The organism is Pantoea sp. X-Soil-TKNS-1280 (assembly GCF_059730475.1).
Genome location: NZ_AP035962.1, coordinates 3,739,658 through 3,765,324, shown reverse-complemented (window position 1 = coordinate 3,765,324; position 25,667 = coordinate 3,739,658). Strand labels below are relative to the sequence as shown.

Sequence of the window (25,667 nt, the reverse complement as noted above, 5' to 3'; positions counted from 1 at the left end):
AACTCATAATATACTGTATGTATAACCAGTTGTTAATTGTGCGGAGGGAATATGCAGGATTATTTTTTGGAGTCGATGAAGCTCCAGCGTATTGATTTATTTATGAAACTTGTTGCAGCTAGTGATTGCACTGATGATGAAAAACAGCTTGCCATTCAGTGGGTCTCAGAACTGACTGATGAACTGATGAGAAAAGTCAGAAGCCACGAATATTCACGCATGATGCACGCTTCTGAATAGTATTTCAGGTGTCACGCGTAGCGAGATCTAATAGGATTAACACTGCAAATCAGACCGGAAATGCTTACGGTAGGTGAGTGCTAACACAACGAGAGAGTCGACTTAAAGAATCGCTTGATCGGTGATAACGGCATTATCTGCATGGCTTTGGTTTGGATGAAAACAATCAGCAACACATTCTGCCGGAGATGACAGTAGGTGACCTGATAACCATGCTGGCGTCAAAACTAGCTTTTGACGCCAGCATGGTTGAACAACTAGTGCCGTGAGGCGTTGGCTATCTTTATGAAGTGAACATGTTGATGCCCATTGTGAGCAGGTTTGTCACCGCACCTGCAATAACACCGGGTGTGCCGTCTTTAACCGCGCTAATTATTTTATCGCCCATTTTCTCGTTGCTGCCTAGCGCCTCAAGTTTTTTGTTAAGCACCGCGAGTGATTTTTCTGTTAGGCGTACATTACGGAAATAGGTTTGGTGATCTGTCTCGTACTGGATGTATCCGTTTTCACCAAGAAAAATAAATGTGCCTTCAACCACACTGCGCAATTCTCTTAACGCCTTCATTTCAGGTGAGTTAAGTTGATCGAAGTAGTCCTCAGGTAGCTTGGCATTAAACTTTTCGTAAGTAATGGCTTGTGGAACTGGAAAGTTTTCCCACAGCACCGCAAAAATTTCCGCCGTTTGTTTGTTAAATAAATCGAGATTTTTAGACATGCAAAATTCCCTTTCTAGCGATGAAAAATGGATTCAGTCCTGGTCTCAGCACATGACCTGCTTAGCACTCAACAACGATTTAAGCTCTCGAGAGGTTGAAAGCTATACTAACAAACTGTTAGAGCAGGCAAGCAGTGCCGAGCTTGGTGTGGTTGTTAAAGAGTTACTAAACCATATTAGATTGCACAAATAACATGATCTATCTCTACATGTCATGTCTTGTTTAAACTGATGTATGAACCAAGAGTCGCCTAAATTTTGATTTGCCGCTTTCTTTGCTTTGTAACTAACATGGGAAGTTTGGACCACCGTTGGGCGGTTTTTTTATGTGCATGCCTATGCTGCATGAGTTCGCATGATCTGATGAGGATCACTTTTGCACTGGCCCGCCAGTTCTGGCGCACTTTTGTGTATGTCTTGCAGGTGCATGAAAACTGAATCATGAAGCGGGCAGGCGTGGCGGGGGTACGAGCGCGCGCTGATGGGTAGTAAAGGTTAAATGTATCCTATATCCGCCTCTCTGGAGAGCTGTGAGGAGCATTACAGCCTGACTGTAAAAAATACGAGTACTCCGTCACCAGTGCTAAGTTAGTTCTGGCTGCCGCAGCGGTCTAGAGAGGGGAAATACCATAATCTCAGTGATTAGCTGGCTGGTCATTGAGGTGGATATAGCCAAAGCAGTTGTGAGACGATGGTGCGTTAAAACCGTATTGTAAATACTGAAAATTAACTATGGAAATGCAGGACATTGAATAAGTAGTCTGTGATTTGGTTCGCGAGTACAATAATCGCCGGTTATTTTGATTTAAACACTTCCCCGCTAAAGTATGGTTTGGTCATAATCAGGATGTCTGGATGGAGCCATTAGGTACTCATGAGTTGCTCAAAAAACATTCAGGCTGATTCAATGTTGTATCTTGAGAAAATCAGCTTTGAACACTATTTTTCTGAAGACTTTGTCAAAGAGAATCTTCCGCTGACCATCCAGTTACTGATTGATTCGTCGACAACTAAGTGATGGCTGGATAAGGTAAGTCTCAGATTGGTATCTTAGAAATATGTTAATAAATAGTGGTTTACCGTTACACCTTAAGGGTTATCACTAATTCAAGTCTAAACATTTTTACCTAGATAAAAGGTTAGTGGTGCGTACACGCTCAACTTATCATTGATTATAAAGATGACTTCTGATAAAAAATGAGAATATTCTTATTTTCTCCTGTTTTTTCAAGCGCTGACTTCTTGATGATTTATGAGGATGCAGAATGGATACAATAAGCATTGATGTAAACAATATTAAAAACATTACGAGTGCGAAAATTGAAATTCCTTTTGAAGGGGGGCTTTACGGTTTCGTTGGAGGGAATGGGTGTGGGAAAAGTACCTTGATGTTAATACTTTCGGTACTTCTAAGTGAGCGTCGATTTATGATGCTGAAGAATGAAGATTACACCGAAAGTTCAAGTATTGAAATAAAAGTTAACTCTGATAAAACCCAGGTTAATAGATGGATGCCGATTAAAAATCAATGGAGGCTACCAAAAGGAATACCGCCATTTAGATATAACGGCTTATACGAGGGTAGTTTGTTTTATGGGGCTAGGTTCGATGATTCTAGAGTGGTTGATGCACTGTTGAGGAAGGGTGAAATCACTGATGAAGATATAATTGATGCCGTCGATTATATAAAGGATAATTTAAGTTACATACTACATGGAGATCGTGAGCATTATAGAAATTTGAGGAAGATAAAAAACCGACAAGCCGCCACTAATCTTAATCTCAATAATATCCCCTATTTCAATGAGGCGAAAAATGGAAAACTATTAAGTCAATATAGAATGAGTTCAGGTGAGTGCCTTCTGATATCGCTACTTAATTTTATATATTACACCATTGTTGATAATAAATCAGGTCAGGCAGGTAAGGCGTTAATATTAATTGATGAAATTGAACTTGCATTGCATCCTATCGCTATAACAAGACTAATAGCACTTTTAAATAATTTGAATGAAACCCAAAAGAATGTTGTTATTTATTTGACATCTCATTCACCTGAAGTGATAAGAAGTATTAAGCCAAGCAATATGTTCATGCTCGACAATAATAATGGGGTAATGAATCTTACGAACCCATGTTTTCCTAGTTATGCAATTCGTGATGTTTACAGACATGATGGATTCGATTATCTGATTTTAGCAGAGGACAAACTTGCGGCAACTGTAATTGATCATGTCCTTGTTAATAAGAATTTAAAAACGAGTAGGCTTGTCCATATAGCTCCCGTTGGCGGATGGAACAACGTTTTATCTTTACACAAAGATTTGTTAGCAAACAATGTGATTGGCCTTAACAGAAAAATAATAAGTATATTGGATGGTGATGTTAAGGAAGATGTCTCAAAAAAAATTGAATACTCCACTATACCTAAATGTTTTCTTCCCATACCGAGTATCGAAAAGTTCATATATGACGTAGTTTATCTCAGGAAGAACGAAGGTATAAGAAAAGTAATTAATGATAAGTATTTTATTTTGACGTCATTGGATGAATTAGTAGCCGCTCATAATGAGAAATATAAAACAACCCCTGAAAATCCAGATAAAAAATTCTACTTCCGTATTAAATCTGACTTGGAAAGTCGGAGTATTTCAGAATCCAGTTTTATCCAATATTTATGTGGTGATGTTCGAAGTATGATTGATTTTTCCAGCTTTGAAACAACACTGGAAAAAATGCTTGATGCTAAATGAATGTAAATTTTTTATCTGATGGGGTAAGTATGTTTAATCTGCTCATGACAGCTGGTGAGGGTAGTTGGAATAATCCTTCTTGGGTGATATCAAAAACAAGGTTTTTGGAGTATACCGATGATTCCATAAAATCAAAATTCGGGATTTTATCAGATGAATTAATTTCAACTTTAAAATCTTTACCAACTTTGTTTTTATATGAGGACTTCCTTCATGCTTCTGCTAGGGTTGGGCAAATTACAGAAATTCAGCGCCGGCAGGGGGAGTTAAAGATTACATATTCAATTAATCATACCATCGGGGAAATACCATATAAAACTATATCTGAATGCTACCGGGAGCTTGATATAGCTCACACGTTCGAACAGAATAGAACACATTGGGCGATTAAAGATGTAAATCTAATCGAGCTATTAAAACAAAAGGGAGTTTTGGATGACAGGATTTACGAGGCACAAGCAAGACCCCCAAAAGTTTTTATAACCTATTCTTGGGATTCGCCTGAGCATAAACAGTGGGTCGCAGGGGTTGCTTCTTGGTTGCGTCAAAATGGAATTGATGTCATATTAGATCAATGGCATATAAGAGGAGGTGAAGACTTGGTTGCCTTTATGGAACGCTCCATAGGTGAATCAGATAGGGTTATTGTGATTTGCACTGAATCATATGTTCAAAAAGCCAAAGAGAGAACAGGCGGTGTTGGTTATGAAAATGTTCTGGTTGTTAATGAGTTAATTAATAATTTGGGCTCTCATAAATTCATCCCTGTAATTAGGCAGTTGAATTCACCTTATATAAAGCCTGATGCTTTATCTACTCGCCTGCATTACAATCTAAGTGAAGGAAGGGATTTTAATGACCAAATAAAGCAATTGCTGATGGAACTGCATAATATCAGTATCCCCCTTCCTCCTATCGGTAGAAATCCATTCGCTTAGGATTTTAACTATGCGCGTAACCTAATGTTTTCATGTTTAATCATTAGGTGATGGCATATTCAGAGAAGGAAATTACATTATCGCCGATCCAATTATTAAGCTCTTCGAAACGCTTTTGGAGTGGGATTAGCTCATTTATTACAAACACTTTACTGGCTTTTTCCACGTCCCCAAACCCCCCCACATTATTCGGCATAATACCCATCATTTGCGGAGGCACACGATGTGCGGCCATCATGTCGTCCCGACTTACGTTTTTGATATTCAGAAACTCATCCTTAGCCGCTACCTCTGACAGCGGGATGATCTGAATCCCATCTTTCTTTCCGCTCGGAGAATACATAAACAGGTTGCGGAAATTACCCGGTCCCTTCGCGCTTTTCATCGCCTTACGGATGTTGTCCACGTCTTCCTGATTCTGCGCTGCGTCAGTCATGTACATGATAAAACCGGCATGGCTGCCATTAAGGTAATATTTGCGACGAAACAGCGTTGCCGACTCGTTTAGCAGGGTGGACGGAATAGCCGACAGATACTCAGGCAGGCCGTAAACCTCCTGATTAAGATCCGGCTCCATGAGGTGAAAGACGCTGCCTTTCGTGAACTCATAGGGCTGCGTGTTTAGCCCATACTGCACAAACCAGTAAGTATCTAACTCCGTGCCGCGCCGGGTAAATTTCGCCAGTGATGGCTCCAGCGACAACACGCCGCCAAGGCGATTTGTGCGCTTCTCCAGGTAGGCATTGCCGAACACCAGATAATCCTGCACAAAGCGGCTAAATGCCTGCTGGCTCAACAGCGGATGCGGGATAAAGGTGCTGGTCAAAATATTGCGCTTCACATTGATGGGTGAGCTGTGATGCACTGCGGCCCGGAACGTGCGCGCCAGCCCGTCAAAACTCACCGGCGGCTCATACCAGCGATCCATAATCACGCATTCCACATAGTCCAGCAGTTCGCGGCGGTCCAGCACCGGCACCGGGTCGCCAAAGGTAAACGCCTTTGCTGCCGCGCTGCTGTTCATCTGCTGTTGCTGCACGGGCTGCGTGCGTGTGCGGTTCCTGCGTTTACTCATTTAAAAAATCTCCATAATGTTGCGGGTGTGTGCGGCTTCGCCCTGCAGTGGTTCGTTTGCCAGTGCGTGCATGGTTGCCCAGGCCAAATCCGCGTGGCTGGCTTCTTCGCTGCGGCTGGCTTCATAGGTCGGGCGGTTGCCGCTGGCCGTGGTGGTGCGGCGGATTGCCATGAATGACTGCGCGATGTCGAGGTGCCCGGCGTCAAACTCCAGACGCCCACCGCTGATGATGTCGAATGCCTTCAGCACCAGGGCGTTTTTGACGTTCGGGTTATAGACAAATTCTTTCACCGCCGGGAAAAACATCTTCACGTTCTCGTATACGCCGAGACCAACGCCGGTGGAGTCGATGCCGATATAGGTCACGTTGTACTGCTGCGTCAGTTTGCGGATGGATTCAGCCTGTGCGCGGAAGTCCATTCCGCGCCACTGGTGGCGCTCCAGGATGCGGAACTTGCCCCCCGGCACGGCAGGCGGTGCAATTACCACACATCCGGCACTGTCGCCGTTCTGCGTGCCTTTCGCCGGGTCGTAACCGATCCACACCTCGCGCCAGCCGAACGGGCGCAGCGCGAGCGCTTCAAAGTCGGACCACACCTCCCAGCTGTCCACCATGCATTTTTGCAGTAGCTGCAGCGGGAACACTGATGCGAGATCGTCTACAAATTCGCACATCAGCAGGTTCTGGTATTCCGGAGGGCTGTATTCCAGGCGCAACTGGTTGAGGTCGAAAAGGTTACATCCCCCGCGCACCGCATCCTCCACGGTGACAATCTGGCGAAACTGACCGTCATCGCAGAAACGGCCTGGTGCCAGGCTGGCGTGCGCCAGGTCAATGTCCACGCGGTCGGCTTTGGCGCGCCCCCGGTTGAACAGTGCGCCGGACCAGAACGGATAGGCGCTGTGCGTAAGGCTCGACGGCGTGGAAAAATACGTCTGCCGCCATTTCTTATGTAGCGCCATCCCTGAGGCCACCTTGCGCAGTTCCTGAAATTTCGGTATCCAGAAATATTCATCCAGGTACAGGTTGCCGTGGTAACTCTGCGCGGTGCGGGCGTTGGTGCCGAGGAAGTACAGGCCCGCGCCGTTGCCTAGCGTCATCGGATCGCCTTTCAGTTCAACGTCCACCTCTTTGGCAAACTCAATGATGTACTGCTTAAAGACGTGCGCCTGCGCCTTACTGGCTGAGAGGAAAATCTGGTTGCGCCCGGTGGTCAGTGCATCAATTAGCGCCTCGCGGGCAAAGTAGAAGGTGGCACCAATCTGGCGTGATTTAAGCACGTTACGGATGCGGTGCTTGTTGCCTGCATCCCACCACTGGCGCTGGTAGCCGAACATCGACCCGTGGAAAATCTCCTGGAGTTTCTCGATCTGTTCGTCGCTGAAAACATTCTTTTCCGGCGGCTTGCGTGGTCCGCTGTTGCGGTTCGCCACCTTCGGGTTCAGGTCTGCTTCGTTCCCGCCGTTGTTAAATTTGCCGATGCGTGCGTGTCGTTCTGACTGGCGCGCCAGCAGGTCAATTTCCTTGAAGTCCTTCCCTTCTTTCGTCTCCTTCATGACCAGCTGGCAGTAGCGTGCGGCGGTGGTCAGCTGCATCTGATCCAGTGGGCCGTAGTCGCCCCATTTGTCGCGCTTCTTCCAGCTGTGAACGGTTGCGGGTTTCTCTCCCAGCATTTCAGCAATGCGGGCGATACGGTATCCCTGAAAGTACAGGAGCATGGCCTGCCTGCGGGGATCGAGGTCTTCGGGGGTAAGTGTGTTCGTCATGGCACAACGATAAGGCGTTGACACATCGCTTTCGCTGACTGTCCTTTGTGCCAGTTATCTCACAATGTCCGCACGTTGTTTCGATACCCCTCCCGCCGCAAACATAAGGCTCTCAGACGTTTTCTCAACGGAGCCTGAACTATGGCAGTCAAAGCAAAGCGTTTCCGCATCGGGGTGGAAGGTGCCACCACTGACGGACGCGAAATCCAGCGCGAATGGCTGGAACAGATGGCGGCGAACTATGACCCGAAGGTATACACCGCCGTGATCAATATGGAGCACATCAAAGGCTATACACCGGATAGCCCATTCCGCCGTTTTGGCGTGGTGGATGCGTTGGATGTAGAAGAGGTTAAAGGCGGTTTGCTGGACGGCAAGCTGGCGCTTTATGCCCACGTCACACCGACAGACGATTTGGTGTCGATGAACAGCAAAATGCAAAAGCTGTTCACTTCAATGGAAGTCAGCACCAAGTTTGCCAGCACCGGAAAAGCCTATCTGGTTGGTCTGGCTGTCACAGACCAACCCGCAAGTCTCGGCACCGAAATGCTGGCTTTCAGCGCGAACGCTGAAATTAACCCGCTGGCCGGTCGCAAGCAGCACCCGGAAAACCTGTTTACCGCCGCCACCGAAACCGTGATTGAGCTGGAAGACGTGCCGGACGATAAGCCCGCCCTGTTTACCCGCATCAAAGCCATGTTCAGCAAACAGCAGCAGTCAGAGGACGCGCGTTTTAACGACGTGCATCAGGCGGTTGAACTGATTGCCAGCGAACAACAGGACTACAGCACCCGCACGGACAACACGCTTGTCGGACAGGCGGAGCGCCTGAGCCAGCTGGAAGGCGATCTGAAAGAGCAGCGCGAAGCATTCAGCGAAATGAAAGAGCAGCTGGAACGCGAAGACGGCCGCAAAGATTTTCGCCAGCGCGCACCGGGTGGCAATGCGCCAGCCGGACACCTGACCAACTGCTAAAGGAGCAGCAAACCCCATGAAAAAGAATACCCGCTTTGCTTTTAATGCCTACCTGACTCAGCTGGCAACACTCAACGGCGTACCGGTTGAGGAGCTGTCGAGCAAATTTAACGTGGACCCGGCAGTGGCGCAGACGCTGGAGGACACCATTCAGCAGTCCGCCGCCTTCCTGACGCTGGTGAACGTGGTCGGCGTGCCGGAACAATCCGGGCAGCTGCTGGGCCTTGGCGTGGGCGGCACTATCGCCGGAACCACCGACACCAGCGCGAAGGACCGCGAACCCACTGACCCGACGCTAATGTCCGATGTGGAATACAAATGTGAGCAGACCAACTTCGATACGGCGATCCCTTACGCGAAGCTGGATATGTGGGCGAAGTTCCAGGACTTTCAGACCCGCATCCGTAACGCCATCGTGAAACGCCAGGCGCTGGATCGCATCATGATCGGCTTTAACGGCGTGAAACGCGCGAAAACCTCCAACCGTCTGGAAAGCACCCTGTTGCAGGACGTCAACAAAGGCTGGTTGCAGAAACTGCGCGAAGACAAACCGGAAAACGTCATGGGCAGCACTACGGCGGAAGACGGCACCACCACAGCTGGCGCGGTGAAGGTCGGCAAAGGCGGCGACTACATCAATCTGGACGCGGTGGTGATGGATGCCGTTAACGAACTGATTGATGAAGTCTTCCAGGATGATGACGGCCTGGTGGTTATCTGCGGGCGTGAACTGCTGTCGGATAAGTATTTCCCGCTGGTCAACAAAGAGCAGGAAAACAGTGAAAAGCTGGCCGCCGATCTGATCATCAGTCAGAAGCGCATGGGCGGTCTGCAGGCGGTACGCGCGCCGTTCTTCCCTGCCAATGCTCTGATGATCACCCGTCTGGATAACCTGTCTATCTACTGGCAGGAAGACACCCGCCGCCGCTCCGTTATCGACAATCCGAAGCGCGACCGCATCGAAAACTTTGAGTCGGTCAACGAAGCCTACGTGATTGAAGATTATCGCGGCGCTGCGCTGGTCGAAAACATCACCTTCGGTGACTTCACCGAAGCCACGCCAGCCGCAACCGGAGAGTAACGCATGAGCCTGAGTCCCGCCCGGCGTAACCGCCAGCGCGTTCAGGCCGAGCAGTCCGCCCGTCTGGGCGGATCTGCCCGCCACGCGTCCGGCTATGAGCTGATGCTGCTGCAGCTGACGGAAGACCGTCGCCGCCTCAAGACTATCCAGTCCACGGTCAAAAAAGCCGAAATCAAGGCGGAGGTGCTGCCGAAATACGCCGCCTGGGCAGATGGTGTGCTGGCCGCCGATGGTACGCAACAGGATGACGTGCTGATGTACGTGATGCTGTGGCGCATTGATGCCGGTGATTATGCCGGTGCGCTGGCGATTGGCCGTCATGCCATGGAACATGGCTGGGTGATGCCGCAGGGCTTTAACCGCAATGTGCCAACGCTGCTGGCTGAAGAAATGGCCGACGCTGCAAAGAACGCCATTCTGGCGAATACCCCCTTTGATGCCGGGCTGCTGATGCAGACGCTTGATGCCATCGGCGATCTTGATATGCCGGACCAGTCACGCGCCCGCCTGCATAAATCCATCGGTAACGTTCTGACGGAGGCGCAACCCGTTTCCGCGCTGAATCACTTACGCCGCGCCCTGCAGCTGGATGAACGCTGCGGGGTGAAAAAAGAAATTGAACAGCTGGAACGGAAAATCCGTAACGCCAGCTGATAAACCGGACGTGCCCACGCGCGGGGCGGCACGGGGTGGCGACAGGCAGCGCCGCATCAAAACCCCGTCCACCGCCCAACTTATTCAGGAGTAACAAGGCTATGGAATTCGTAGCGCCGCAGAAGGCGACAGGAACGCCGGAAATTATCCCCAATAACTCATTCTGGCCCGATATCGACCTGGCGAAGTTTCGCAGCGTCATGCGCGTTGACGGCACGGTGACGCCGGAGCGTCTGAAACAGGTGGTCCTCACCGCGATGGCTGAGGTTAACGCCGAACTGTATCCGTGGCGTGAGCGTCAGGAGCTGGCCGGTTACAACCAGCTTGCCGACCTGCCAGCCGAACAGCTGGCCGGGGAAAGTGTCCGCCTGCATCACTACCGCAATGCGGTGTGGTGCTGGACCCGTGCTGTGCTCAATGAGCGCTATCAGGACTATGACGCCACCGCTACCGCCGTGAAACGCGGAGAGGATCTGGCTGATACAACCGGCGACCTGTGGCGGGATGCCCGCTGGGCCATCAGCCGTGTGCAGAACATGCCGCACTGCACTGTAGAGCTTATCTGATGAAGGTGCGTGCGCAGCAGTACGACACGGTGGACGCAATTTGCTGGCGTCATTACGGGCGCACGCAGGGCATGACAGAGCAGGTATTGCTGGCTAATCCGGGGCTGGCGGAGCGCGCCCCCTTTTTACCACACGGTCTTGAGGTGGAACTGCCGGATGTGACAACGGCAGCCACCATGCAGGCCGTCCAGCTTTGGGACTGAACTATGTGGGAAAGAATCCGCGCAACGATCGTCTGGTTTATTGCCGTGGCAATGGCATGGCTAGGCGATATGTCGCTGAAAGACGTGTCAACCGTGGCCGGGGTTTTTATCGGCCTGCTGATGGCGCTTATCAGCTGGTACTACAAGCACAAAACCTATCAGCTGCTGGCGCGCGGGCGCATCACGCGGGAGGAATATGAATCTGCAAACCGTTAAGCGCTGTGCTGTCGGCGTGGTGCTGGCTATTGCCGCGACGCTACCAGGTTTTCAACAGCTGCATACCTCAGTGGAAGGGCTGAAATTGATTGCAGATGCGGAGGGCTGCCGCCTGAAGCCGTACCAGTGCGACGCGCGTAAATGGACCGATGGCATTGGCAACACGTCCGGTGTGGTGCCAGGCAAAACCATTACCGAACGACAGGCGGCAGGAAATTTCATTACTAACGTGCTGAGAGTTGAGGCGGCACTGGCGCGCTGCGTGGCGGTAAGTATGCCGCAGCAGGTATATGACGCGCTGGTGTCGCTGGCGTTCAACGTCGGCACCGGCAACGTGTGCGGATCAACAATGGTTGCGTTGCTGAAGAAAGGGCGATGGCGGGATGCCTGCCTGCAGTTTCCGCGCTGGGTGTATGTGCTGGGCGTGTTTAATCCGGGGCTGGATGACCGGCGGCAGCGTGAGCTGGCCTGGTGCCTGAAAGGAGTCAGGGCATGATACGCGCTCTGATGGTGATCCTGCTGGTAGTGATTGCTGTACTGGGTGTGCAGTCGTGGCGGCTCAATACCGCACAAAGCAAAATTGACACGCAAAAAACAACCATTGCAGATCAGGGCAAAAAGCTGACGCAGAAAAACGGCCAACTGATTGCACTGAGCATCCTGACGCAGAACAACAGCCGCGCACAGACCCAGCTTTATGCCGCCGCCGAGCAGAACCGCACGTTACTGCGTGACAGGCTGCGCACCATTGAGGAACTGAGACGTGAAAATGAAGAATTTCGCCGTTGGTCTGATACCCCTCTGCCTGACGCTGTTGTCAGGATGCGGCAGCGACCGGCCATCACGGGAGGTCAGTCTTACCGTGAGTGGGTGTCCCAAAATCACCCGGTGCCGCCTGGAACAGTCAGCCCCGCGCAGTAATGGCGACCTTAACACCCTGCTGGATGAAACGGAGTCAGCCTGGGCGAACTGCGCCGACAAGGTGGACACCATTGTGAACTGCCAGGAAAAAGACGATGAACAAGCCGCAGTCCTTACGCAGCGCCCTGAATAGCGCCGTTCCCTACGTGGCGGAAAACCCGGACCGGCTGCACCTGTTCATTGATAACGGTTCACTGGTTGCGACTTCTGCTGCATCAATGTCGTGGGAATATCGTTACACGCTGAATGTGGTGGTGACAGACTTCACCGGCGATCAAAATCTGCTGCTGGCCCCGGTACTTTTCTGGCTGCAATCGAACCAGCCGGACGCCCTGCAGAACAGTGATGCACGGGAAAAGCTGTTTTCCTTTGAGGTTGATATTCTCGGCAATGATCGCTGCGACATCAGCATGAACCTGAAACTGACCGAGCGGGTCATAGCCCGCATCGTGGACGGAAAAACCAGTGTTGAAGCGGTGATGGAGCCGGAAACACCGGAGGATTTCTGGACGGTGCACCGTGGATGACCTGCACAAGGTAGACGCCTGGCTGGATGCGTTGCTGGCACAACTGGAACCAGCAGCCAGGACAAAGATGCTGCGCGAGGTCGCGCGCGATGTTCGCCGCATCCAGCAGCGCAATATCACCGCACAGCGCGCGCCGGACGGGACGGCATGGGAGCCGAGACGAGTCACTGCTCGGACGAAGCCGGGGCGAATCCGCCGAAAGATGTTTGCAAAGCTTCGCACCTCTAAATACCTGAAAACTGCAGCTAATGCAGATTCCGCCTGCGTGCAGTTTGATGGGACAGTGCAGCGTATTGCCCGTGTTCACCACTACGGACTGCGCGACCGAATTAGCCGCAGAGGTCTGCAAGTCAAATACGCACAGCGCCGTTTGCTTGGCGTGAATGAAGAATTAGAAGTTTTAGCTCTGAACACACTGATGCAATGGATTGTATAGTGCTTCAGTGTGTCAGAGCAGGATGTATCTCTAATCGTTGAATATAAAATCAACAATGCTCTCAGGAGTGAAAGTGATGTTTTTCTTATTCAGTTTTTGGATGTACATTTTATATTTCATATCAACATTTCTAAATCCTTGTGCAACTGAAAGAATTTCTACGGGATGAGATGATAGTTTTATTAAGGCGTTGATTACTGAATCCAAATATATATGTGTGTGTTCAACTAAAATATTACTCATCGGCGGCGTTTGACCAGTATGAACTATTAGGTTTCTTGTTCTATATATTCTTTTTATCTGCCAGTTGATTCTCTCAGCATGATTTTTAAGAGATTGGCATATTGCATTAGGTGATGAAATCAAACTATAAATGTATTCAAATCTCTCTTTCAATAATGGGAATTGAGATAGCTCAGTTTTAAATTGTTCGATACTAGGAGCATGTTCTTCAGATGCAACAAGAATTGCAAATGATTTCTCGGTGTTATCGTTTCCTATAATCCTTAGTAAAGACATAGTGCGATGATGATTCCATCGCTGTAAGTCTTTTATGAGGCTTCTTACTAGATCTTCTATGTAATTCAGATTCAGAAATGGTGTTATAGAATCAACTATATGTTCTATTGTAGATTGGTCATCTTTTTTTGATTCATCAGGAATAAGCGATTCTATGGCAATCCATAAGTTTAAGATTTGGTTTTCTACAGCGTTTGATCGTAGAGCCATAGAATGCAATTGTGCACTTCTTATGAATTTATTGAAAGAATCACCACGCATTCTGAAATTATTCATGAATTCTTCAAGTCGTTGGCTTGCATGTTCTTGAACTAAATCCTTGCAACGATGCATTGGGTTAATACTACTTTTAGTATTGATCTTTTCTCCATGCTCACTTACAACAATATTTTCTGCAGACCATGCTGCTTCTTGTTTATGATGGTAAAGTGAAAGTAAAGTTGATGCGAGCTTTAAGCTGTTTTCAGCTTTTTTTCTTGCAGTAAATGGATCATATGCTTTCACCTGTTTGACTAATATAGTTCGCTGCTCATAATTGTTAAAGAAGTCTTCTTTCTTTATATTTTCGGGTGTTTCGAGAACGACTTTGATATCAAGTTGCGCTAAGCAGGGGATAATGTTACTAAAAGATTTGTCTGCGTTAAAGTAAACTGAGTAACTTGTTCTTTCTGTAGGGATGCTTTCTAAAAATGAAACTATTTCTTCGTTTGAATGAACCCTTTTCTCTCGTTGGAAAAAATGTTTTTTCAATTTATCCATTAAATACTCTTGGCTCATTCCTTTGGATGTCAAATGAGTAATTAATAGCCTTGTTAGTTTTCTGATTTTATCTGGGTTGTATTCCGATGTGATAGTTGAGCAAAGTTCATTTATGATTTTTTTTTCGTAATTGTTGATATTGAGTTGTACCTGAAGTAGTTCAAGGGTAACTTGCAAACTTTTATTTTCTGATGGTTTATTTTTTAATTGATCTAAGAAAGAACCCAGTGGGGTTTTTAAAAGACTGATCGCAATTTCATCATTTTTTATGTTTTTTGTTAATTCATCAACGATGTGTGATATATGTGCGGGACTTATGCTGCCTTTTTCAATATCACTAATTGTGGATATTGCTTCTATACATAAGCTAGGAGCATTCATCACTGAGGGTTTATATGTGCTATGCGTGTAATCAAAAAGTAATTCCTCCATTAATTCAGTGAAATAAATAAGTGCTGTGCATTGTTCTATGTTTTTCCAGTTGTGGAGTTTTCTAAATTTCATAGCAATCTCTTATTTAACGATTATTCGGTATGTCTGTTATTCGGCATTGTTTGTTGTCTCATACAAACACGATTTGTTTTTTCCCTCAAGTAATTAATCCATGATTAGTTAATGAACGAACAACTCACCGAAATCATGCGCCTTATCACCAACCTGATCCGCACCGGGACCGTCTCGGCAGTGGATAAGGACAAATGGCTTTGCCGGGTGAAGACGGGCGACCTTGAAACCAACTGGATTAACTGGCTCACCTTTCGCGCCGGGAACACCCGCACCTGGTGGAAACCCAGTGTTGGCGAGCAGGTTGTGCTGCTGAGTCTCGGCGGCAATATGGAAACCGCCTTTGCGCTGCCCTCCATTTATTCCGACGCCTTCCCGCCCCCGGACGTTTCAGAGAACGGCACCACCACCGTGTTCCAGGATGGCGGCTGGTTCCAGTACGAACCGGAAACCGGCCAGCTGCTGATCAAGAACATCAAAAGCGTACTGATTGAAGCGGAGGACGGGATTCAGTTCAAAACAGGCCTGTTTGGCTTGACGGCTGATCAGACGCAGATTAACAGCGATACCGTGATGAACGGCGACGTGACGCAAGGCGGCGGTGATATGAGTTCTAACGGCGTCGTAGCTGATAAGCACAAACACGACGGCGTGAAACAGGGCAGTGATCTGTCAGGTGAACCGCAATGACCATGTATATCGGTATGAATCAGCAGACCGGTGAAGCCATCACTGATATCGACCACATCCGCCAGTCCATGCGCGACATTCTGATCACGCCGGAAGGCAGCCGCATCGCCCGGCGTGAATACGGTTCACTGCTGTCAGTGCTGATTGACCAGCCTCAGAACGAAGTGACGCGCCTGCAGGTGATGGCCGCTACCTACACCGCCCTGAGCCGCTGGGAACCGCGCGTGCGTCTGGATTCGGTGAACATCACCAGCGCTTTTGACGGCTCAATGGTGGTTGAGCTGACCGGCCAGAGGGCCGACGGTTCACCGGTTTCCATGTCCATTTCAACGGGGGTAAGCAGTGGCAGTAATTGACCTTTCACAGTTACCCGCACCGGAGGTGATCGAGGTGCCGGAATTTGAGACGCTGCTGGCTGAGCGTAAAGAAGCGCTGATCGCGCTCTACCCGGTGGATGAGCAGGCGGCAGTCCGCCGCGTACTGGCGCTGGAATCTGAACCGATGGTGAAAATTCTCCAGGAAAGTGTCTACCGGGAAATCCTGTTACGACAGCGCATCAACGAGGCGGCGCAGGCCGTGATGGTGGCCTATGCCCTCGGCAGCGATCTGGACCAGCTTGCCGCCGCTTACAACGTGGGACGGCTGACGGTAACAGTGGCAGATACGGAAGCTGTTCCACCGGTAGATGCGGTGATGGAATCCGATGACGCGCTGCGCCTGCGGGTGCCCGCTGCATTTGAGGGACTGTCCGTTGCCGGTCCGACGGCAGCCTATGAATTTCACGCCCGCAGTGCTGACGGGCGTGTGTCGGACGTATCCGCGACCAGCCCGGCCCCGGCGGAGGTGGTGATCACCGTACTGAGCCGGGAGGACGACGGGAAGGCGGCAGAGGATTTGCTGACTGTAGTGAATGCCGCGCTCAATGCTGAAAGCGTGCGCCCGGTGGCGGACCGCCTGACCGTGCAGGGTGCGGAAATTTTCGATTACCGCGTGGAGGCGAAGCTGCACCTGTTTGATGGTGTGGCCGCCGGTCCCTGCCTGGACGCCGCAAACGCCGCGATGGCGGCCTACCTGACTGAACAGAAAAAGCTGGGGCGCAGCGTGCGCCAGGAATCTTACGGGGCAGTGCTGCGCGTGGCCGGTGTGGACTGGGTGGAAATGACCGAACCGGCGGCTGACATCATCATGGACCGTACCCAGGCCGGAAACTGCACGGCGGTGCTGGTCACGGTGGCGGACGATGAGGTGATCGCATGAGCCTGAATAATAGTCTGCTGCCGCCCGGTTCTTCCGCGCTTGAGCGCCGTCTGGCAGCGGCGTGCAGCGGCATTTCCGGGCTGGATGTGCCGCTGCGCGACCTGTGGAATCCCGCCACCTGCCCGACGGGCTTCCTGCCTTATCTCGCCTGGGCGTTTTCGGTGGACCGCTGGGATGAAGGCTGGGCGGAAAGCGTTAAGCGAAAGGTGGTACAGGATGCGTTTTACATCCATCAGCACAAGGGCACCATCAGTGCGGTGCGCCGTGTGGTGGAGCCGTTCGGCTTTCTTATCCGGGTGATTGAGTGGTGGCAGACCGGCGAAACCCCCGGCACGTTCCGGCTGGATATCGGCGTGCAGGACCAGGGCATAACCGAGGAAACCTACAGCGAACTGGAGCGGCTGATCAGCGACGCGAAGCCGTGCAGCCGTCATCTGCTGGGCATGTCCATCAATCTGCAGGTCAGTGGTGAAACACGCCTCACAGCCGCCAGCTATGACGGTGATGATCTCACCGTTTACCCCTACACCCCTGAACTTATCTCCGTCGGCGGCCCGGTTTACGGCGGCGCGGCGGTTCACGTTATCGATCTGCTGGAAGTGGGACCATGACACAGACTTATTACGCAATCGTCACCAACCTGGGCGCAGCGAAGATTGCCAACGCAGCCGCGCTGGGCACAAAACTGAACATCACGCAGATGGCCGTGGGGGATGGCAATGGCGTGCTGCCAACGCCGACCGCCACGCAGACGGCGCTGGTGCATGAGGTCCGGCGGGCTGCCATCAATACGCTGTCCATTGATAAAGACAATACCAGTCAGATGGTTGCCGAACAGATAATCCCGGAAACCGAAGGCGGATTCTGGATCAGGGAAATGGGACTGTTTGATGCAGACGGTACGCTGATTGCGGTCTGTAATACGCCACCCACCTACAAGCCGACACTGCAGGAAGGCAGCGGGCGCACGCAGACCGTGCGCATGATTATCATCGTGAACAGCACCGACGCTATCACGCTGAAGATTGATCCGTCCGTGGTGCTGGCAACGCGCCAGTATGTCGATAATGCCGTGATTGAGGTGGAAGCCTATGCCGATGACCTGCTGGCGAAACACGTTGCGGCAGCGAACCCCCACGCTCAGTACCTCCAGACAGCAAACGCCCTGAAGGAAATAAAGGATGCGGGTAAAGCCGCTGAGGCACTGAGCGCCCTTGGGTTAAGCCTCCTGGGTGATGGCACCGCCATGCCGGTCGGCGTCCCGGTGCCGTGGCCGACAGCAACCGCCCCCACGGGCTGGATTAAGTGCAACGGGGCATCCTTCAGCGCAGACACTTACCCCGAGCTGGCGAAAGCGTATCCCGCACTGAAGCTACCCGACCTGCGCGGGGAATTTCTGCGCGGCTGGGATGACGGGCGCGGCGTGGACAGCGGGCGCGCATTACTGAGCCTGCAGGACCATGCGATGCAGCTGCATGCCCACTACATGTACACGCAGGGCGCACTGGCGGGGAGCGTGTGGGCAATCGTGGACGGCACCAATTATTCACAGACTAACGGGGATTCGGCGGTCGGTAACGGCACCACCGCCGGACAGTGGTCCACACAGACCAGCGGTGCGGTGGGTAATTATGCGGCGGAAACCCGTCCGCGAAACGTCGCATTTAACTACATCGTGAGGGCTGCATAATGGCGAAAGTGACCTTTGATAAAAACGGGCTGGCGAAGACGTCCGGCACCCTGACCGTGTACAGCTATGACGCCAGCAGCGGGGGATTTACCGGCGCTTCTGACGAATACCTTTTGCAGGGGCTGGGCCTGCCCGCGAACGCAACCGCAACCGCGCCGCCCGAAGTTGCGGCAGGCAATATCGCTGTCTGGCGTGATGATGCCTGGCAGACCGTCAGCGATCACCGGGGCGAGACGGTTTATTCAACGGCTGACGGCTCTGCCCGGTTGATAACGGAAACCGGTGATTATCCGGCTGATACCACGACGTTAAAGCCCGCGACCGGCTTTGATAAGTGGGACGGGGAAAAGTGGGTAACGGATGCTGACGCGCAGAAACAGGCCGATGTGGCAGAGGCCGATGAGCAAAAGAGCACGCTAATCAGCAGCGCCAATACCTTTACACAGGCATGGCAGACGCAGCTGCTGCTGGGGATTATCAGCGACGGCGATAAAAGCCGACTTACCGAATGGATGAAATACATCCAGACGGTGCAGGCCATTGATACCAGCAGTGCACCGGATATCAGCTGGCCGGACAAACCGGAGTAATCATCAGGCCCGTCCGGGCCTGTTTCTTTTGTGCCATCCCCCTTACAACGCCTGCCGGATGCACCTGCGCCCGATACCTTCCACCATAGCGAAACCCCTTAACCGGAGATTCGTTTTATGGCTCAGGATTACCACCACGGCGTGCGCGTTGAGGAAATCAACGAAGGCACCCGAACCATCACCACCGTCAGCACGGCGATTGTGGGCATGGTCTGCACCGGCGATGACGCCGACGCAGCCACGTTTCCGCTGAACCGACCGGTACTGCTGACGGATGTTCTTACCGCCAGCGGCAAGGCCGGGGAGTCCGGCACGCTGGCCCGCTCACTGGATGCGATTGCCGACCAGGCGAAACCCGTCACCGTTGTGGTACGCGTTCCCCAGGGGGAAACCGAGGCGGAAACCACCTCCAACATCATCGGAGGCGTGGTCAACGGACAGCGCACCGGCATGAAAGCGCTGCTGGCCGCTCAGTCCGTCTGTGGCGTCAAACCGCGTATCCTCGGCGTGCCGGGGCATGATACGCAGGCGGTTGCCACCGAACTGCTGAGTGTGGCGCAGAGCCTGCGGGGCTTCTCCTATCTGTCGGCCTATGGCTGCGAGACGGTGGAAGAGGCCATTGCCTACCGCGCCAACTTCAGCCAGCGCGAAGGGATGCTCATCTGGCCGGATTTCATCAGCTTTGACACCGTGCTGAATGCGGATGCGGCAGCCTACGCCACCGCCCGCGCGCTTGGCCTGCGCGCCAAAATAGACGAACAGACCGGCTGGCACAAATCCCTTTCTAACGTCGGCGTGAACGGCGTCACCGGCATTTCAAAGGATGTGTTCTGGGATCTGCAGGACCCGGCCACCGATGCGGGCCTGCTGAACCAGAACGACATCACCACGCTTATCCGCAAAGACGGCTACCGCTTCTGGGGGTCGCGCTGCCTGAGTGACGACGCGCTGTTTGCATTTGAAAGCTACACCCGTACCGCACAGGTGCTGATGGACACGATGGCCGAAGCGCAGATGTGGGCGGTGGATGGCGCGCTGAACCCGTCGCTGGCACGCGACATTATCGAAAGCATCCGCGCGAAGCTGCGCAGCCTGGTGAATCAGGGCTATCTCATCGGCGCGGACTGCTGGCTGGATGAAAGTGTGAACGACAAAGACACGCTGAAGGCCGGGAAACTGCTGATCGATTACGACTACACCCCGGTGCCGCCGCTGGAGAATCTGCTGCTGCGTCAGCGTATCACTGACCAGTACCTGGTGGATTTCGCCAGCCGCGTCAGCGCATAAGGAGACAGACCGATGGCATTACCCCGCAAACTCAAGCACCTGAACCTGTTCAACGCCGGTAACAACTGGCAGGGGCTGGTTGAATCCCTGACGCTGCCCAAAGTCACCCGCAAGTTTGAAAAGTATCGCGGCGGTGGCATGGCCGGTGCGGTGGATATCGATATGGGGCTGGATGACGGCGCGCTGGATACTGAATTCACCATCGGCGGCACCGAGTCCCTGCTGTTCAAGCAACTGGGCACGGCCACCGTGGACGGTATCCAGCTGCGCTTTACCGGCTCCATTCAGCGTGACGACACCGGCGAAATTCAGGCGGTGGAACTGGTGGTGCGTGGCCGCCACAAGGAGCTGGATTCCGGCGAGTGGAAAACCGGCGAATCCAGCACCACCAAAGTGTCCGGCACCAACAGCTACGCGAAGCTGACCATCAACGGCGAGGTGCTTTATGAGATTGACCTCGTAAACATGATCCACATCGTGGACGGCACCGACCTGATGGAAGAACACCGCAACGCGCTCGGCCTCTGATAACCCCGGCAGGGGAAACTCTGCCGCTCTTTACATCTTTAGCGGAACGTAATCATGACTGACAAAATCACCGAAAAAACCGTCGAGCTGGATACGCCCATTCAGCGCGGCAAGGAAATCATCACCCAGGTGCTGCTGCGCAAGCCGCAGTCCGGCTCACTGCGCGGCACCCGTCTGCAGGCGCTGATGGATATGGACGTGAACGCCATGATGGTAGTGCTGCCACGCATCAGCGTACCGACACTGCAGCCGCATGAAATCGTGGAAATGGACCCGGCAGACCTGCTTTCCCTGTCGGTGGAGGTGGTCACTTTTTTGTTGCCGAAGTCGGCGCTGTCGGCTTTCCCGACGGCCTGACGGTTGACGACTTAGTGGCGGATATCGCCACGGTGTTTCACTGGCCGCCCTCCGTTACGGACGATATGCCACTGCCTGAAGTGCTGGAGTGGCGGCACAGGGCAATTCTTCGCAGCGGAGCCGGTGACGATGAGTGATAAAAACCTGCGCCTGCAGGTGGTATTAAGCGCGGTGGATAAAATCACCCGCCCCTTTCGCAACGCGCGCGACGGCTCGAAGGAGCTGTCCGCCGCGCTGAAGGCCAGCAAAGACAGCCTGAAAACGCTTAACGAGCAGGCTGGCCGCATTGATGGTTTTCGCAAAACCCGCTCCCAGCTTGCCATCACGGAAAAGAATCTGGCCGGTGCCCGGCAGGAGGCGGCAGCGCTGGCAACGCAGTTTGCCGCTACCAGCCGGCCCACGGCGCAGCAGGCGCGTCTGCTTGAGCAGGCAAAGAACCGTGCCAGCGAGTTACAGAAAACATTTAACGGGCTGCGCCTGTCCGTGCAGCGCCAGCGTGAGGCTCTGAACGCTGCCGGGATCGACACTAAGCAACTGAGCGCGGCCCAGCGCCGCCTGAAGACAGATGCAAACGCGGCCAGCGGGGCCATCGAGCGCCAGCAGGCCGAACTACGTAAGCTGGGCGAGCGTCAGCAGAAGCTGGCCGCCATCCGGGCGCGGCATGAAAAAACCACCGCAATGCGTAACAACCTGGCCGGGAACGGGGCGGGCATGGTGGCAACCGGTGTTACTACCGGCATGACGATGCTGGCCCCGGTGCGCGCCTATGCCGAGTCTGAGGACGCCGCCACGCAGCTGGCCGCCTCGCTGATGGGGCCGGGGGCAAAAGTCGCGTCGGAGTTTGAGAAAATCAACCGGCTGGCCGTCAGCCTGGGCGACAAGTTACCCGGCACCACGGCGGACTTCCAGAACATGATGACCATGCTGCGCCGCCAGGGCATGAGCGCGCAGGCGATTTTAGGCGGGCTGGGTGAAGCGACCGCCTATCTCGGCGTGCAGCTGAAGATGGCCCCGACCGATGCGGCAGAGTTTGCGGCGAAGCTGCAGGACGCCACGCAGACCAGTGAAAAGGACATGATGGCGCTCACCGACATCATTCAGAAGGGATTTTATGCGGGTGTCGATTCGGACAACATGCTGCAGGGGTTTTCAAAAATCGGCAGTGCGATGGATATCCTTCATCAGAAAGGGATCACTGCTGCAAAAACCTTTGCCCCGCTGCTGGTGATGGCCGATCAGGCGAGTATGGCCGGTGAGTCGGCGGGCAATGCCTACCGCAAGATTTTTCAGGCCACGCTCAACAACACAAAGATTGGTAAGGCAAATAACGCACTGAAGGGAACAGGGATAACGCTGAATTTTCAGAACAGTAAAGGCCAGTTTGCCGGACTGGAGAACCTTTATGCGCAGCTGGCGAAACTGAAAACAATCACCAATGACGGCAAGCGACAGTCCATTATCAATACCCTTTTTGGTGACGACGCCGAAACCCTCCAGGCACTGAACATCATGATCAGTAAAGGGATTGATGGCTACCGTGAAACCGCTGCCAAACTGGAAAATCAGGCCACACTGCGCGAGCGCGTGGACGCCTCCCTGAACACCCTGGGCAACAAATGGGAGGCCGCTACCGGTTCGTTTACCAACGCGATGGCCGCCATCGGGGAGACCGTTGCACCTGCACTAAAACAGCTGGCCGACTGGCTGGGCAACCTTGCCAGCGCTCTCGGTGAGTTCGTTAAGCAGCACCCGCAGCTGACGGCGGGACTGTTTAAGCTGGCTGCCGGGTTTGCCATTGCCGCTACGGCCGTGGGTGTACTGTCACTGGCGGCAGCGGCGATCCTCGGCCCGCTGGCGTTGCTGCGTCTCAGCTGCGGCGTGCTGGGTATCAAAGTCGTCAGCGCTTTCAGCCTTATCCGTGGAGCAATGGGAATTGTCGGTAACGGTATCCTGTGGCTGGGGCGGCTGATGATGGCGAATCCGATTCTGGCGGTTATTGGTCTGATTGCCGCCGGTGCGCTCTATATCTGGCAGAACTGGGACACGCTGGGGCCGAAACTGTCCGCGCTGTGGGATGCCATCAGCACAAAAGTGTCCGGCGTCTGGACGGCGATACGCACCTACATCAGCACCAAATGGGATGAGATCGTGGCGGATGTGCAGGCGCTGCCCGCCCGGTTCCAGGCGGCTGGCTCGCAGATGATTGACGGGCTGCTGGCGGGCGTCAGTCAGAAGTGGGATGCGCTGAAAAGCAAACTCTCGTCACTCACCGATTACCTGCCGGACTTTCTGAAGCCGGGCGGCGATAAAACCGCCGTGCCGGTCGCACCTGGCCGTAGCACGAAATCAGCAACCGGCTTTGCCGGGCTGTATGACACCGGCGGAATTATCCCGTCCGGGCAGTTCGGCATAGTGGGCGAAAACGGGCCGGAAATTGTGAATGGTCCGGCCAGCATCACCAGCCGCCGCCGCACCGCTTCGCTGGCCGCCTCTGCCGCGCTGGCAATGGGTGTTGCTGCCACGCCAGCCGCTGCCCGCCCGGTGCACCCGATGGCCCTGCCCGCGAAAGCGCAGACCGCAGCGGCAGGCGCATCCGGTGCCGGGCAGGCCGGGCCGCCGGTCATCATGCAGGGCAAATACGATATCCATATTGTGCAGCAGCCGGGGCAGAACACTGACGATCTGCTGGATGAGCTGATGCGCAGGCTGGAGGCGAAAGAGCGTCAGGCGCAGGCACGGGCGCGCAGTTCCTACAGTGACCGGGGAGGGTTTGATTCATGATGATGACGCTGGGTTTATTCGTTTTCATGCTGAAGACGGTGCCTTATCAGCAGCTGCAACTCCAGCGCAGCTGGCGCTTTCCGACCAACAGCCGGGTGGGCGTGCGCCCCTCGGTGCAGTTCCTCGGCCCGGATAACGACACTGTGACGCTGTCCGGTGTGCTGCTGCCGGAAATCACCGGCGGGCGGTTGTCGCTGTTTGCGCTGGAACAGATTGCCGAGCTGGGGCGCGCGTGGCCGCTGATTGAGGGCAGCGGGACGATTTACGGCATGTTCGTGATCGAGAGCCTGAGCCAGACGAAAGCGGAGTTTTTCAGTAACGGTGCCTGCCGCCGTATTGAGTTCACGCTCACGCTGAAACGTACCGATGAGTCGCTGGGTGAAATGTTCGGCAGCCTCAGCGACCAGCTGACGGCAATGAAAAGCGCGGCCACCGGTGCCGCCGGGAAATTAACGTCTGCTGTGGGCGGGCTGCTGTCATGACCGGTTCTGAATGGGTAACAGGGGTAGCGAACGCCCCTGCGTTCCGGCTGACGCTGGAAGGGGTCGATATCACGCAGAAGATTGAAAAGCGGCTTATCAGCCTGACGCTGACGGACAACCGGGGCTTTGAAGCGGACCAGTTGGATATTGAGCTGGACGACGCCGACGGCCAGCTACAGTTACCGCGCCGGGGCGTGGTGCTCACGCTGGCGCTGGGCTGGCAGGGGCAGCTGCTGACACCGAAAGGCAGTTACACCGTGGACGAGATCGAGCATACCGGCAGCCCTGACCGGCTGGTGCTCCGCGCCCGCAGTGCGGATTTTCGCGAAACGCTGAATACCCGACGGGAAAAGTCATGGCATGACACCACCGTGGGCGACATGGTGAAAGAGATTGCGGCCAGGCACAAACTGGACATGGCGCTGGGTGATGACGTGGCAAAGATGATAATTGACCACCTGGACCAGACTAATGAATCCGACGCCAGCTTTCTGATGCGGCTGGCGCGTCAGTGTGGCGCAATCGCCTGCGTCAAAAACGGCAACCTGCTGTTTATCCGTCAGGGGCAGGGGAAAACGGCCAGCGGCAAAGCCCTGCCGGTGATGACACTCCAGCGCAAAGACGGCGACAGCCACCGCTTCACCCTGGCTGACCGTGACGCCTACACCGGCGTGATTGCCAGCTGGCTGCATACCCGTGAACCGGCAAAGAAAGAAGTGACAAAGGTGAAGCGGCGCCGCAAAACCAGTACGGCAACGAAGAAAGAGCCGGAAGCTAAACAGGGCGACTACCTGATCGGGACGGATGAAAACGTGCTGGTACTGAGCCGGACCTATGCCACCAGGGCAAATGCCGAACGTGCCGCCAAAATGCAGTGGGAACGACTGCAACGCGGTGTGGCGACATTCTCCATTCAGCTGGCGCGAGGCCGGGCTGATCTCTATACAGAGATGCCGGTTAAGGTCAGCGGGTTTAAGCAGCAGATAGATGGGGGAGAATGGATTATCACAACGTTAACGCACAGCCTGAGTGATAGCGGATTTACCACAAGCATGGATCTTGAGGTGAAAATTGATTCACTTGAAATGGAATGAATGCTATCGCAAAAGGGAAATAATGTTTAAGATCTATCTCAATTGGGATTGCGGAGGCGGTA

Annotated in this window: 31 protein-coding genes; 27 read left to right on the top strand and 4 right to left on the bottom strand. The window is 53.2% G+C overall.

Annotated elements, in window-relative coordinates:
* The first annotated feature begins 51 nt into the window (after window positions 1-51).
* The gene (locus AC6I8X_RS17425) at window positions 52-240 is read left to right on the top strand and encodes a hypothetical protein (protein WP_455852566.1); all 189 of its coding nucleotides are present in this window, start codon (window positions 52-54) and stop codon (window positions 238-240) included.
* Window positions 241-523: 283 nt separating this feature from the next.
* Here the strand turns inward: AC6I8X_RS17425 and AC6I8X_RS17420 are convergent, their stop codons facing one another.
* Entirely contained in the window at window positions 524-955 is a 432-nt protein-coding gene (locus tag AC6I8X_RS17420; protein ID WP_497840209.1) for a hypothetical protein, read from the bottom strand.
* Between the two features lie 1,265 nt (window positions 956-2,220).
* Between AC6I8X_RS17420 and AC6I8X_RS17415 the strand changes: the two genes are divergently transcribed.
* Both AC6I8X_RS17415 and AC6I8X_RS17410 read left to right on the top strand, forming a co-directional pair.
* Complete coding sequence (locus tag AC6I8X_RS17415; protein WP_497840208.1) at window positions 2,221-3,708, top strand: ATP-dependent nuclease; 1,488 nt, start codon at window positions 2,221-2,223, stop codon at window positions 3,706-3,708.
* A gap of 29 nt (window positions 3,709-3,737) precedes the next feature.
* Complete coding sequence (locus AC6I8X_RS17410) at window positions 3,738-4,646, top strand: toll/interleukin-1 receptor domain-containing protein (RefSeq protein ID WP_497840207.1); 909 nt, start codon at window positions 3,738-3,740, stop codon at window positions 4,644-4,646.
* A 43-nt stretch (window positions 4,647-4,689) separates the two neighbouring features.
* On the opposite strand, the gene AC6I8X_RS17405 is transcribed toward AC6I8X_RS17410, so the two are convergent.
* Both AC6I8X_RS17405 and AC6I8X_RS17400 read right to left on the bottom strand, forming a co-directional pair.
* Window positions 4,690-5,721 carry a phage portal protein gene (locus AC6I8X_RS17405; protein WP_497840206.1) on the bottom strand — a complete coding sequence of 344 codons (1,032 nt, stop codon included), beginning with the start codon at window positions 5,719-5,721 and terminating at the stop codon, window positions 4,690-4,692.
* Window positions 5,722-7,488: a terminase ATPase subunit family protein gene (locus AC6I8X_RS17400; RefSeq protein WP_497840205.1), complete on the bottom strand. Its 1,767-nt coding sequence runs from the start codon at window positions 7,486-7,488 to the stop codon at window positions 5,722-5,724.
* A gap of 141 nt (window positions 7,489-7,629) precedes the next feature.
* Here AC6I8X_RS17400 and AC6I8X_RS17395 point away from each other — a divergent pair, with 141 nt between their 5' ends.
* The 11 genes from AC6I8X_RS17395 to AC6I8X_RS17345 all read left to right on the top strand — a co-directional run bounded on the left by AC6I8X_RS17395 (window position 7,630) and on the right by AC6I8X_RS17345 (window position 13,067).
* On the top strand, window positions 7,630-8,463 hold the full coding sequence (locus AC6I8X_RS17395; RefSeq protein ID WP_497840204.1) for a GPO family capsid scaffolding protein: 834 nt from the start codon (window positions 7,630-7,632) through the stop codon (window positions 8,461-8,463).
* Between the two features lie 16 nt (window positions 8,464-8,479).
* Window positions 8,480-9,544 carry a phage major capsid protein, P2 family gene (locus tag AC6I8X_RS17390; RefSeq protein WP_497840203.1) on the top strand — a complete coding sequence of 355 codons (1,065 nt, stop codon included), beginning with the start codon at window positions 8,480-8,482 and terminating at the stop codon, window positions 9,542-9,544.
* A gap of 3 nt (window positions 9,545-9,547) precedes the next feature.
* Window positions 9,548-10,198 carry a phage terminase small subunit gene (locus tag AC6I8X_RS17385; RefSeq protein ID WP_497840202.1) on the top strand — a complete coding sequence of 217 codons (651 nt, stop codon included), beginning with the start codon at window positions 9,548-9,550 and terminating at the stop codon, window positions 10,196-10,198.
* A gap of 101 nt (window positions 10,199-10,299) precedes the next feature.
* Entirely contained in the window at window positions 10,300-10,764 is a 465-nt protein-coding gene (locus AC6I8X_RS17380) for a head completion/stabilization protein (protein WP_497840201.1), read from the top strand.
* Complete coding sequence (locus AC6I8X_RS17375) at window positions 10,764-10,967, top strand: tail protein X (protein ID WP_497840200.1); 204 nt, start codon at window positions 10,764-10,766, stop codon at window positions 10,965-10,967. Before AC6I8X_RS17380 ends, AC6I8X_RS17375 begins: the two co-directional genes overlap by 1 nt.
* Before the next feature lie 3 nt (window positions 10,968-10,970).
* Window positions 10,971-11,183, top strand: a complete 213-nt coding sequence (locus AC6I8X_RS17370; protein WP_497840199.1) for an HP1 family phage holin — start codon at window positions 10,971-10,973, stop codon at window positions 11,181-11,183.
* The gene (locus AC6I8X_RS17365; RefSeq protein WP_497840198.1) at window positions 11,164-11,679 is read left to right on the top strand and encodes a lysozyme; all 516 of its coding nucleotides are present in this window, start codon (window positions 11,164-11,166) and stop codon (window positions 11,677-11,679) included. The genes AC6I8X_RS17370 and AC6I8X_RS17365 overlap by 20 nt, the downstream gene beginning before the upstream one ends.
* Window positions 11,676-12,104, top strand: a complete 429-nt coding sequence (gene lysB / locus AC6I8X_RS17360; protein WP_497840197.1) for an Rz-like lysis system protein LysB — start codon at window positions 11,676-11,678, stop codon at window positions 12,102-12,104. Before AC6I8X_RS17365 ends, lysB begins: the two co-directional genes overlap by 4 nt.
* Window positions 11,998-12,237 (top strand): Rz1-like lysis system protein LysC, encoded by a 240-nt coding sequence (gene lysC, locus AC6I8X_RS17355; protein WP_497840196.1) that lies wholly within the window; start codon window positions 11,998-12,000, stop codon window positions 12,235-12,237. The genes lysB and lysC overlap by 107 nt, the downstream gene beginning before the upstream one ends.
* Window positions 12,200-12,631: a phage tail protein gene (locus AC6I8X_RS17350; RefSeq protein WP_497840195.1), complete on the top strand. Its 432-nt coding sequence runs from the start codon at window positions 12,200-12,202 to the stop codon at window positions 12,629-12,631. Before lysC ends, AC6I8X_RS17350 begins: the two co-directional genes overlap by 38 nt.
* On the top strand, window positions 12,624-13,067 hold the full coding sequence (locus AC6I8X_RS17345; protein ID WP_497840194.1) for a phage virion morphogenesis protein: 444 nt from the start codon (window positions 12,624-12,626) through the stop codon (window positions 13,065-13,067). The genes AC6I8X_RS17350 and AC6I8X_RS17345 overlap by 8 nt, the downstream gene beginning before the upstream one ends.
* Window positions 13,068-13,097: 30 nt before the next feature.
* Here AC6I8X_RS17345 and AC6I8X_RS17340 read toward each other — a convergent pair whose 3' ends face one another.
* Window positions 13,098-14,849: a hypothetical protein gene (locus AC6I8X_RS17340; protein ID WP_497840193.1), complete on the bottom strand. Its 1,752-nt coding sequence runs from the start codon at window positions 14,847-14,849 to the stop codon at window positions 13,098-13,100.
* Between the two features lie 111 nt (window positions 14,850-14,960).
* On the opposite strand from AC6I8X_RS17340, the gene AC6I8X_RS17335 reads away from it, so the two are divergent.
* The 13 genes from AC6I8X_RS17335 (at window position 14,961) to AC6I8X_RS17275 (ending at window position 25,605) form a co-directional block, all read left to right on the top strand.
* Window positions 14,961-15,539 (top strand): phage baseplate assembly protein V, encoded by a 579-nt coding sequence (locus AC6I8X_RS17335; protein WP_497840192.1) that lies wholly within the window; start codon window positions 14,961-14,963, stop codon window positions 15,537-15,539.
* Window positions 15,536-15,895, top strand: a complete 360-nt coding sequence (locus tag AC6I8X_RS17330; RefSeq protein ID WP_497840191.1) for a GPW/gp25 family protein — start codon at window positions 15,536-15,538, stop codon at window positions 15,893-15,895. Before AC6I8X_RS17335 ends, AC6I8X_RS17330 begins: the two co-directional genes overlap by 4 nt.
* The gene (locus tag AC6I8X_RS17325; protein ID WP_497840190.1) at window positions 15,882-16,796 is read left to right on the top strand and encodes a baseplate J/gp47 family protein; all 915 of its coding nucleotides are present in this window, start codon (window positions 15,882-15,884) and stop codon (window positions 16,794-16,796) included. Before AC6I8X_RS17330 ends, AC6I8X_RS17325 begins: the two co-directional genes overlap by 14 nt.
* The gene (locus AC6I8X_RS17320; protein ID WP_497840189.1) at window positions 16,793-17,407 is read left to right on the top strand and encodes a phage tail protein I; all 615 of its coding nucleotides are present in this window, start codon (window positions 16,793-16,795) and stop codon (window positions 17,405-17,407) included. The genes AC6I8X_RS17325 and AC6I8X_RS17320 overlap by 4 nt, the downstream gene beginning before the upstream one ends.
* Entirely contained in the window at window positions 17,404-18,486 is a 1,083-nt protein-coding gene (locus AC6I8X_RS17315) for a phage tail-collar fiber domain-containing protein (protein ID WP_497840188.1), read from the top strand. The genes AC6I8X_RS17320 and AC6I8X_RS17315 overlap by 4 nt, the downstream gene beginning before the upstream one ends.
* Window positions 18,486-19,076 (top strand): tail fiber assembly protein, encoded by a 591-nt coding sequence (locus AC6I8X_RS17310; protein WP_497840187.1) that lies wholly within the window; start codon window positions 18,486-18,488, stop codon window positions 19,074-19,076. Before AC6I8X_RS17315 ends, AC6I8X_RS17310 begins: the two co-directional genes overlap by 1 nt.
* Window positions 19,077-19,193: 117 nt before the next feature.
* Window positions 19,194-20,363: a phage tail sheath protein gene (locus AC6I8X_RS17305; protein WP_497840186.1), complete on the top strand. Its 1,170-nt coding sequence runs from the start codon at window positions 19,194-19,196 to the stop codon at window positions 20,361-20,363.
* Between the two features lie 12 nt (window positions 20,364-20,375).
* The gene (locus AC6I8X_RS17300) at window positions 20,376-20,891 is read left to right on the top strand and encodes a phage major tail tube protein (RefSeq protein WP_497840185.1); all 516 of its coding nucleotides are present in this window, start codon (window positions 20,376-20,378) and stop codon (window positions 20,889-20,891) included.
* Between the two features lie 54 nt (window positions 20,892-20,945).
* Window positions 20,946-21,248 (top strand): phage tail assembly protein, encoded by a 303-nt coding sequence (locus AC6I8X_RS17295; protein WP_497840184.1) that lies wholly within the window; start codon window positions 20,946-20,948, stop codon window positions 21,246-21,248.
* Window positions 21,249-21,262: 14 nt separating this feature from the next.
* Window positions 21,263-21,385 carry a GpE family phage tail protein gene (locus AC6I8X_RS17290; RefSeq protein ID WP_013510557.1) on the top strand — a complete coding sequence of 41 codons (123 nt, stop codon included), beginning with the start codon at window positions 21,263-21,265 and terminating at the stop codon, window positions 21,383-21,385.
* Window positions 21,378-24,029, top strand: coding sequence for a phage tail tape measure protein (locus AC6I8X_RS17285; RefSeq protein WP_497840183.1), 2,652 nt, complete (start codon window positions 21,378-21,380; stop codon window positions 24,027-24,029). The genes AC6I8X_RS17290 and AC6I8X_RS17285 overlap by 8 nt, the downstream gene beginning before the upstream one ends.
* Window positions 24,026-24,511, top strand: a complete 486-nt coding sequence (locus AC6I8X_RS17280; protein WP_497840182.1) for a phage tail protein — start codon at window positions 24,026-24,028, stop codon at window positions 24,509-24,511. Before AC6I8X_RS17285 ends, AC6I8X_RS17280 begins: the two co-directional genes overlap by 4 nt.
* Window positions 24,508-25,605, top strand: coding sequence for a phage late control D family protein (locus AC6I8X_RS17275; protein ID WP_497840181.1), 1,098 nt, complete (start codon window positions 24,508-24,510; stop codon window positions 25,603-25,605). The genes AC6I8X_RS17280 and AC6I8X_RS17275 overlap by 4 nt, the downstream gene beginning before the upstream one ends.
* The last annotated feature ends 62 nt before the right edge of the window (window positions 25,606-25,667 follow it).

Excerpts from the sequence above, each read along its gene's own strand:
- AC6I8X_RS17335 (WP_497840192.1), top strand. The coding sequence starts at position 14,961 with ATGAACGAACAACTCACCGAAATCATGCGCCTTATCACCAACCTGATC.
- AC6I8X_RS17415 (WP_497840208.1), top strand. The coding sequence starts at position 2,221 with ATGGATACAATAAGCATTGATGTAAACAATATTAAAAACATTACGAGT.
- AC6I8X_RS17320 (WP_497840189.1), top strand. The coding sequence starts at position 16,793 with ATGAGCCTGAATAATAGTCTGCTGCCGCCCGGTTCTTCCGCGCTTGAG.
- AC6I8X_RS17375 (WP_497840200.1), top strand. The coding sequence starts at position 10,764 with ATGAAGGTGCGTGCGCAGCAGTACGACACGGTGGACGCAATTTGCTGG.
- AC6I8X_RS17365 (WP_497840198.1), top strand. The coding sequence starts at position 11,164 with ATGAATCTGCAAACCGTTAAGCGCTGTGCTGTCGGCGTGGTGCTGGCT.
- AC6I8X_RS17340 (WP_497840193.1), bottom strand. The coding sequence starts at position 14,849 with ATGAAATTTAGAAAACTCCACAACTGGAAAAACATAGAACAATGCACA.
- AC6I8X_RS17380 (WP_497840201.1), top strand. The coding sequence starts at position 10,300 with ATGGAATTCGTAGCGCCGCAGAAGGCGACAGGAACGCCGGAAATTATC.
- AC6I8X_RS17295 (WP_497840184.1), top strand. The coding sequence starts at position 20,946 with ATGACTGACAAAATCACCGAAAAAACCGTCGAGCTGGATACGCCCATT.
- AC6I8X_RS17315 (WP_497840188.1), top strand. The coding sequence starts at position 17,404 with ATGACACAGACTTATTACGCAATCGTCACCAACCTGGGCGCAGCGAAG.
- AC6I8X_RS17310 (WP_497840187.1), top strand. The coding sequence starts at position 18,486 with ATGGCGAAAGTGACCTTTGATAAAAACGGGCTGGCGAAGACGTCCGGC.
- AC6I8X_RS17350 (WP_497840195.1), top strand. The coding sequence starts at position 12,200 with ATGAACAAGCCGCAGTCCTTACGCAGCGCCCTGAATAGCGCCGTTCCC.
- AC6I8X_RS17405 (WP_497840206.1), bottom strand. The coding sequence starts at position 5,721 with ATGAGTAAACGCAGGAACCGCACACGCACGCAGCCCGTGCAGCAACAG.
- AC6I8X_RS17390 (WP_497840203.1), top strand. The coding sequence starts at position 8,480 with ATGAAAAAGAATACCCGCTTTGCTTTTAATGCCTACCTGACTCAGCTG.
- AC6I8X_RS17395 (WP_497840204.1), top strand. The coding sequence starts at position 7,630 with ATGGCAGTCAAAGCAAAGCGTTTCCGCATCGGGGTGGAAGGTGCCACC.
- AC6I8X_RS17300 (WP_497840185.1), top strand. The coding sequence starts at position 20,376 with ATGGCATTACCCCGCAAACTCAAGCACCTGAACCTGTTCAACGCCGGT.
- AC6I8X_RS17385 (WP_497840202.1), top strand. The coding sequence starts at position 9,548 with ATGAGCCTGAGTCCCGCCCGGCGTAACCGCCAGCGCGTTCAGGCCGAG.
- AC6I8X_RS17305 (WP_497840186.1), top strand. The coding sequence starts at position 19,194 with ATGGCTCAGGATTACCACCACGGCGTGCGCGTTGAGGAAATCAACGAA.
- AC6I8X_RS17425 (WP_455852566.1), top strand. The coding sequence starts at position 52 with ATGCAGGATTATTTTTTGGAGTCGATGAAGCTCCAGCGTATTGATTTA.
- AC6I8X_RS17330 (WP_497840191.1), top strand. The coding sequence starts at position 15,536 with ATGACCATGTATATCGGTATGAATCAGCAGACCGGTGAAGCCATCACT.
- AC6I8X_RS17285 (WP_497840183.1), top strand. The coding sequence starts at position 21,378 with ATGAGTGATAAAAACCTGCGCCTGCAGGTGGTATTAAGCGCGGTGGAT.
- AC6I8X_RS17410 (WP_497840207.1), top strand. The coding sequence starts at position 3,738 with ATGTTTAATCTGCTCATGACAGCTGGTGAGGGTAGTTGGAATAATCCT.
- lysB (WP_497840197.1), top strand. The coding sequence starts at position 11,676 with ATGATACGCGCTCTGATGGTGATCCTGCTGGTAGTGATTGCTGTACTG.
- AC6I8X_RS17420 (WP_497840209.1), bottom strand. The coding sequence starts at position 955 with ATGTCTAAAAATCTCGATTTATTTAACAAACAAACGGCGGAAATTTTT.
- AC6I8X_RS17370 (WP_497840199.1), top strand. The coding sequence starts at position 10,971 with ATGTGGGAAAGAATCCGCGCAACGATCGTCTGGTTTATTGCCGTGGCA.
- AC6I8X_RS17275 (WP_497840181.1), top strand. The coding sequence starts at position 24,508 with ATGACCGGTTCTGAATGGGTAACAGGGGTAGCGAACGCCCCTGCGTTC.
- AC6I8X_RS17400 (WP_497840205.1), bottom strand. The coding sequence starts at position 7,488 with ATGACGAACACACTTACCCCCGAAGACCTCGATCCCCGCAGGCAGGCC.
- AC6I8X_RS17280 (WP_497840182.1), top strand. The coding sequence starts at position 24,026 with ATGATGATGACGCTGGGTTTATTCGTTTTCATGCTGAAGACGGTGCCT.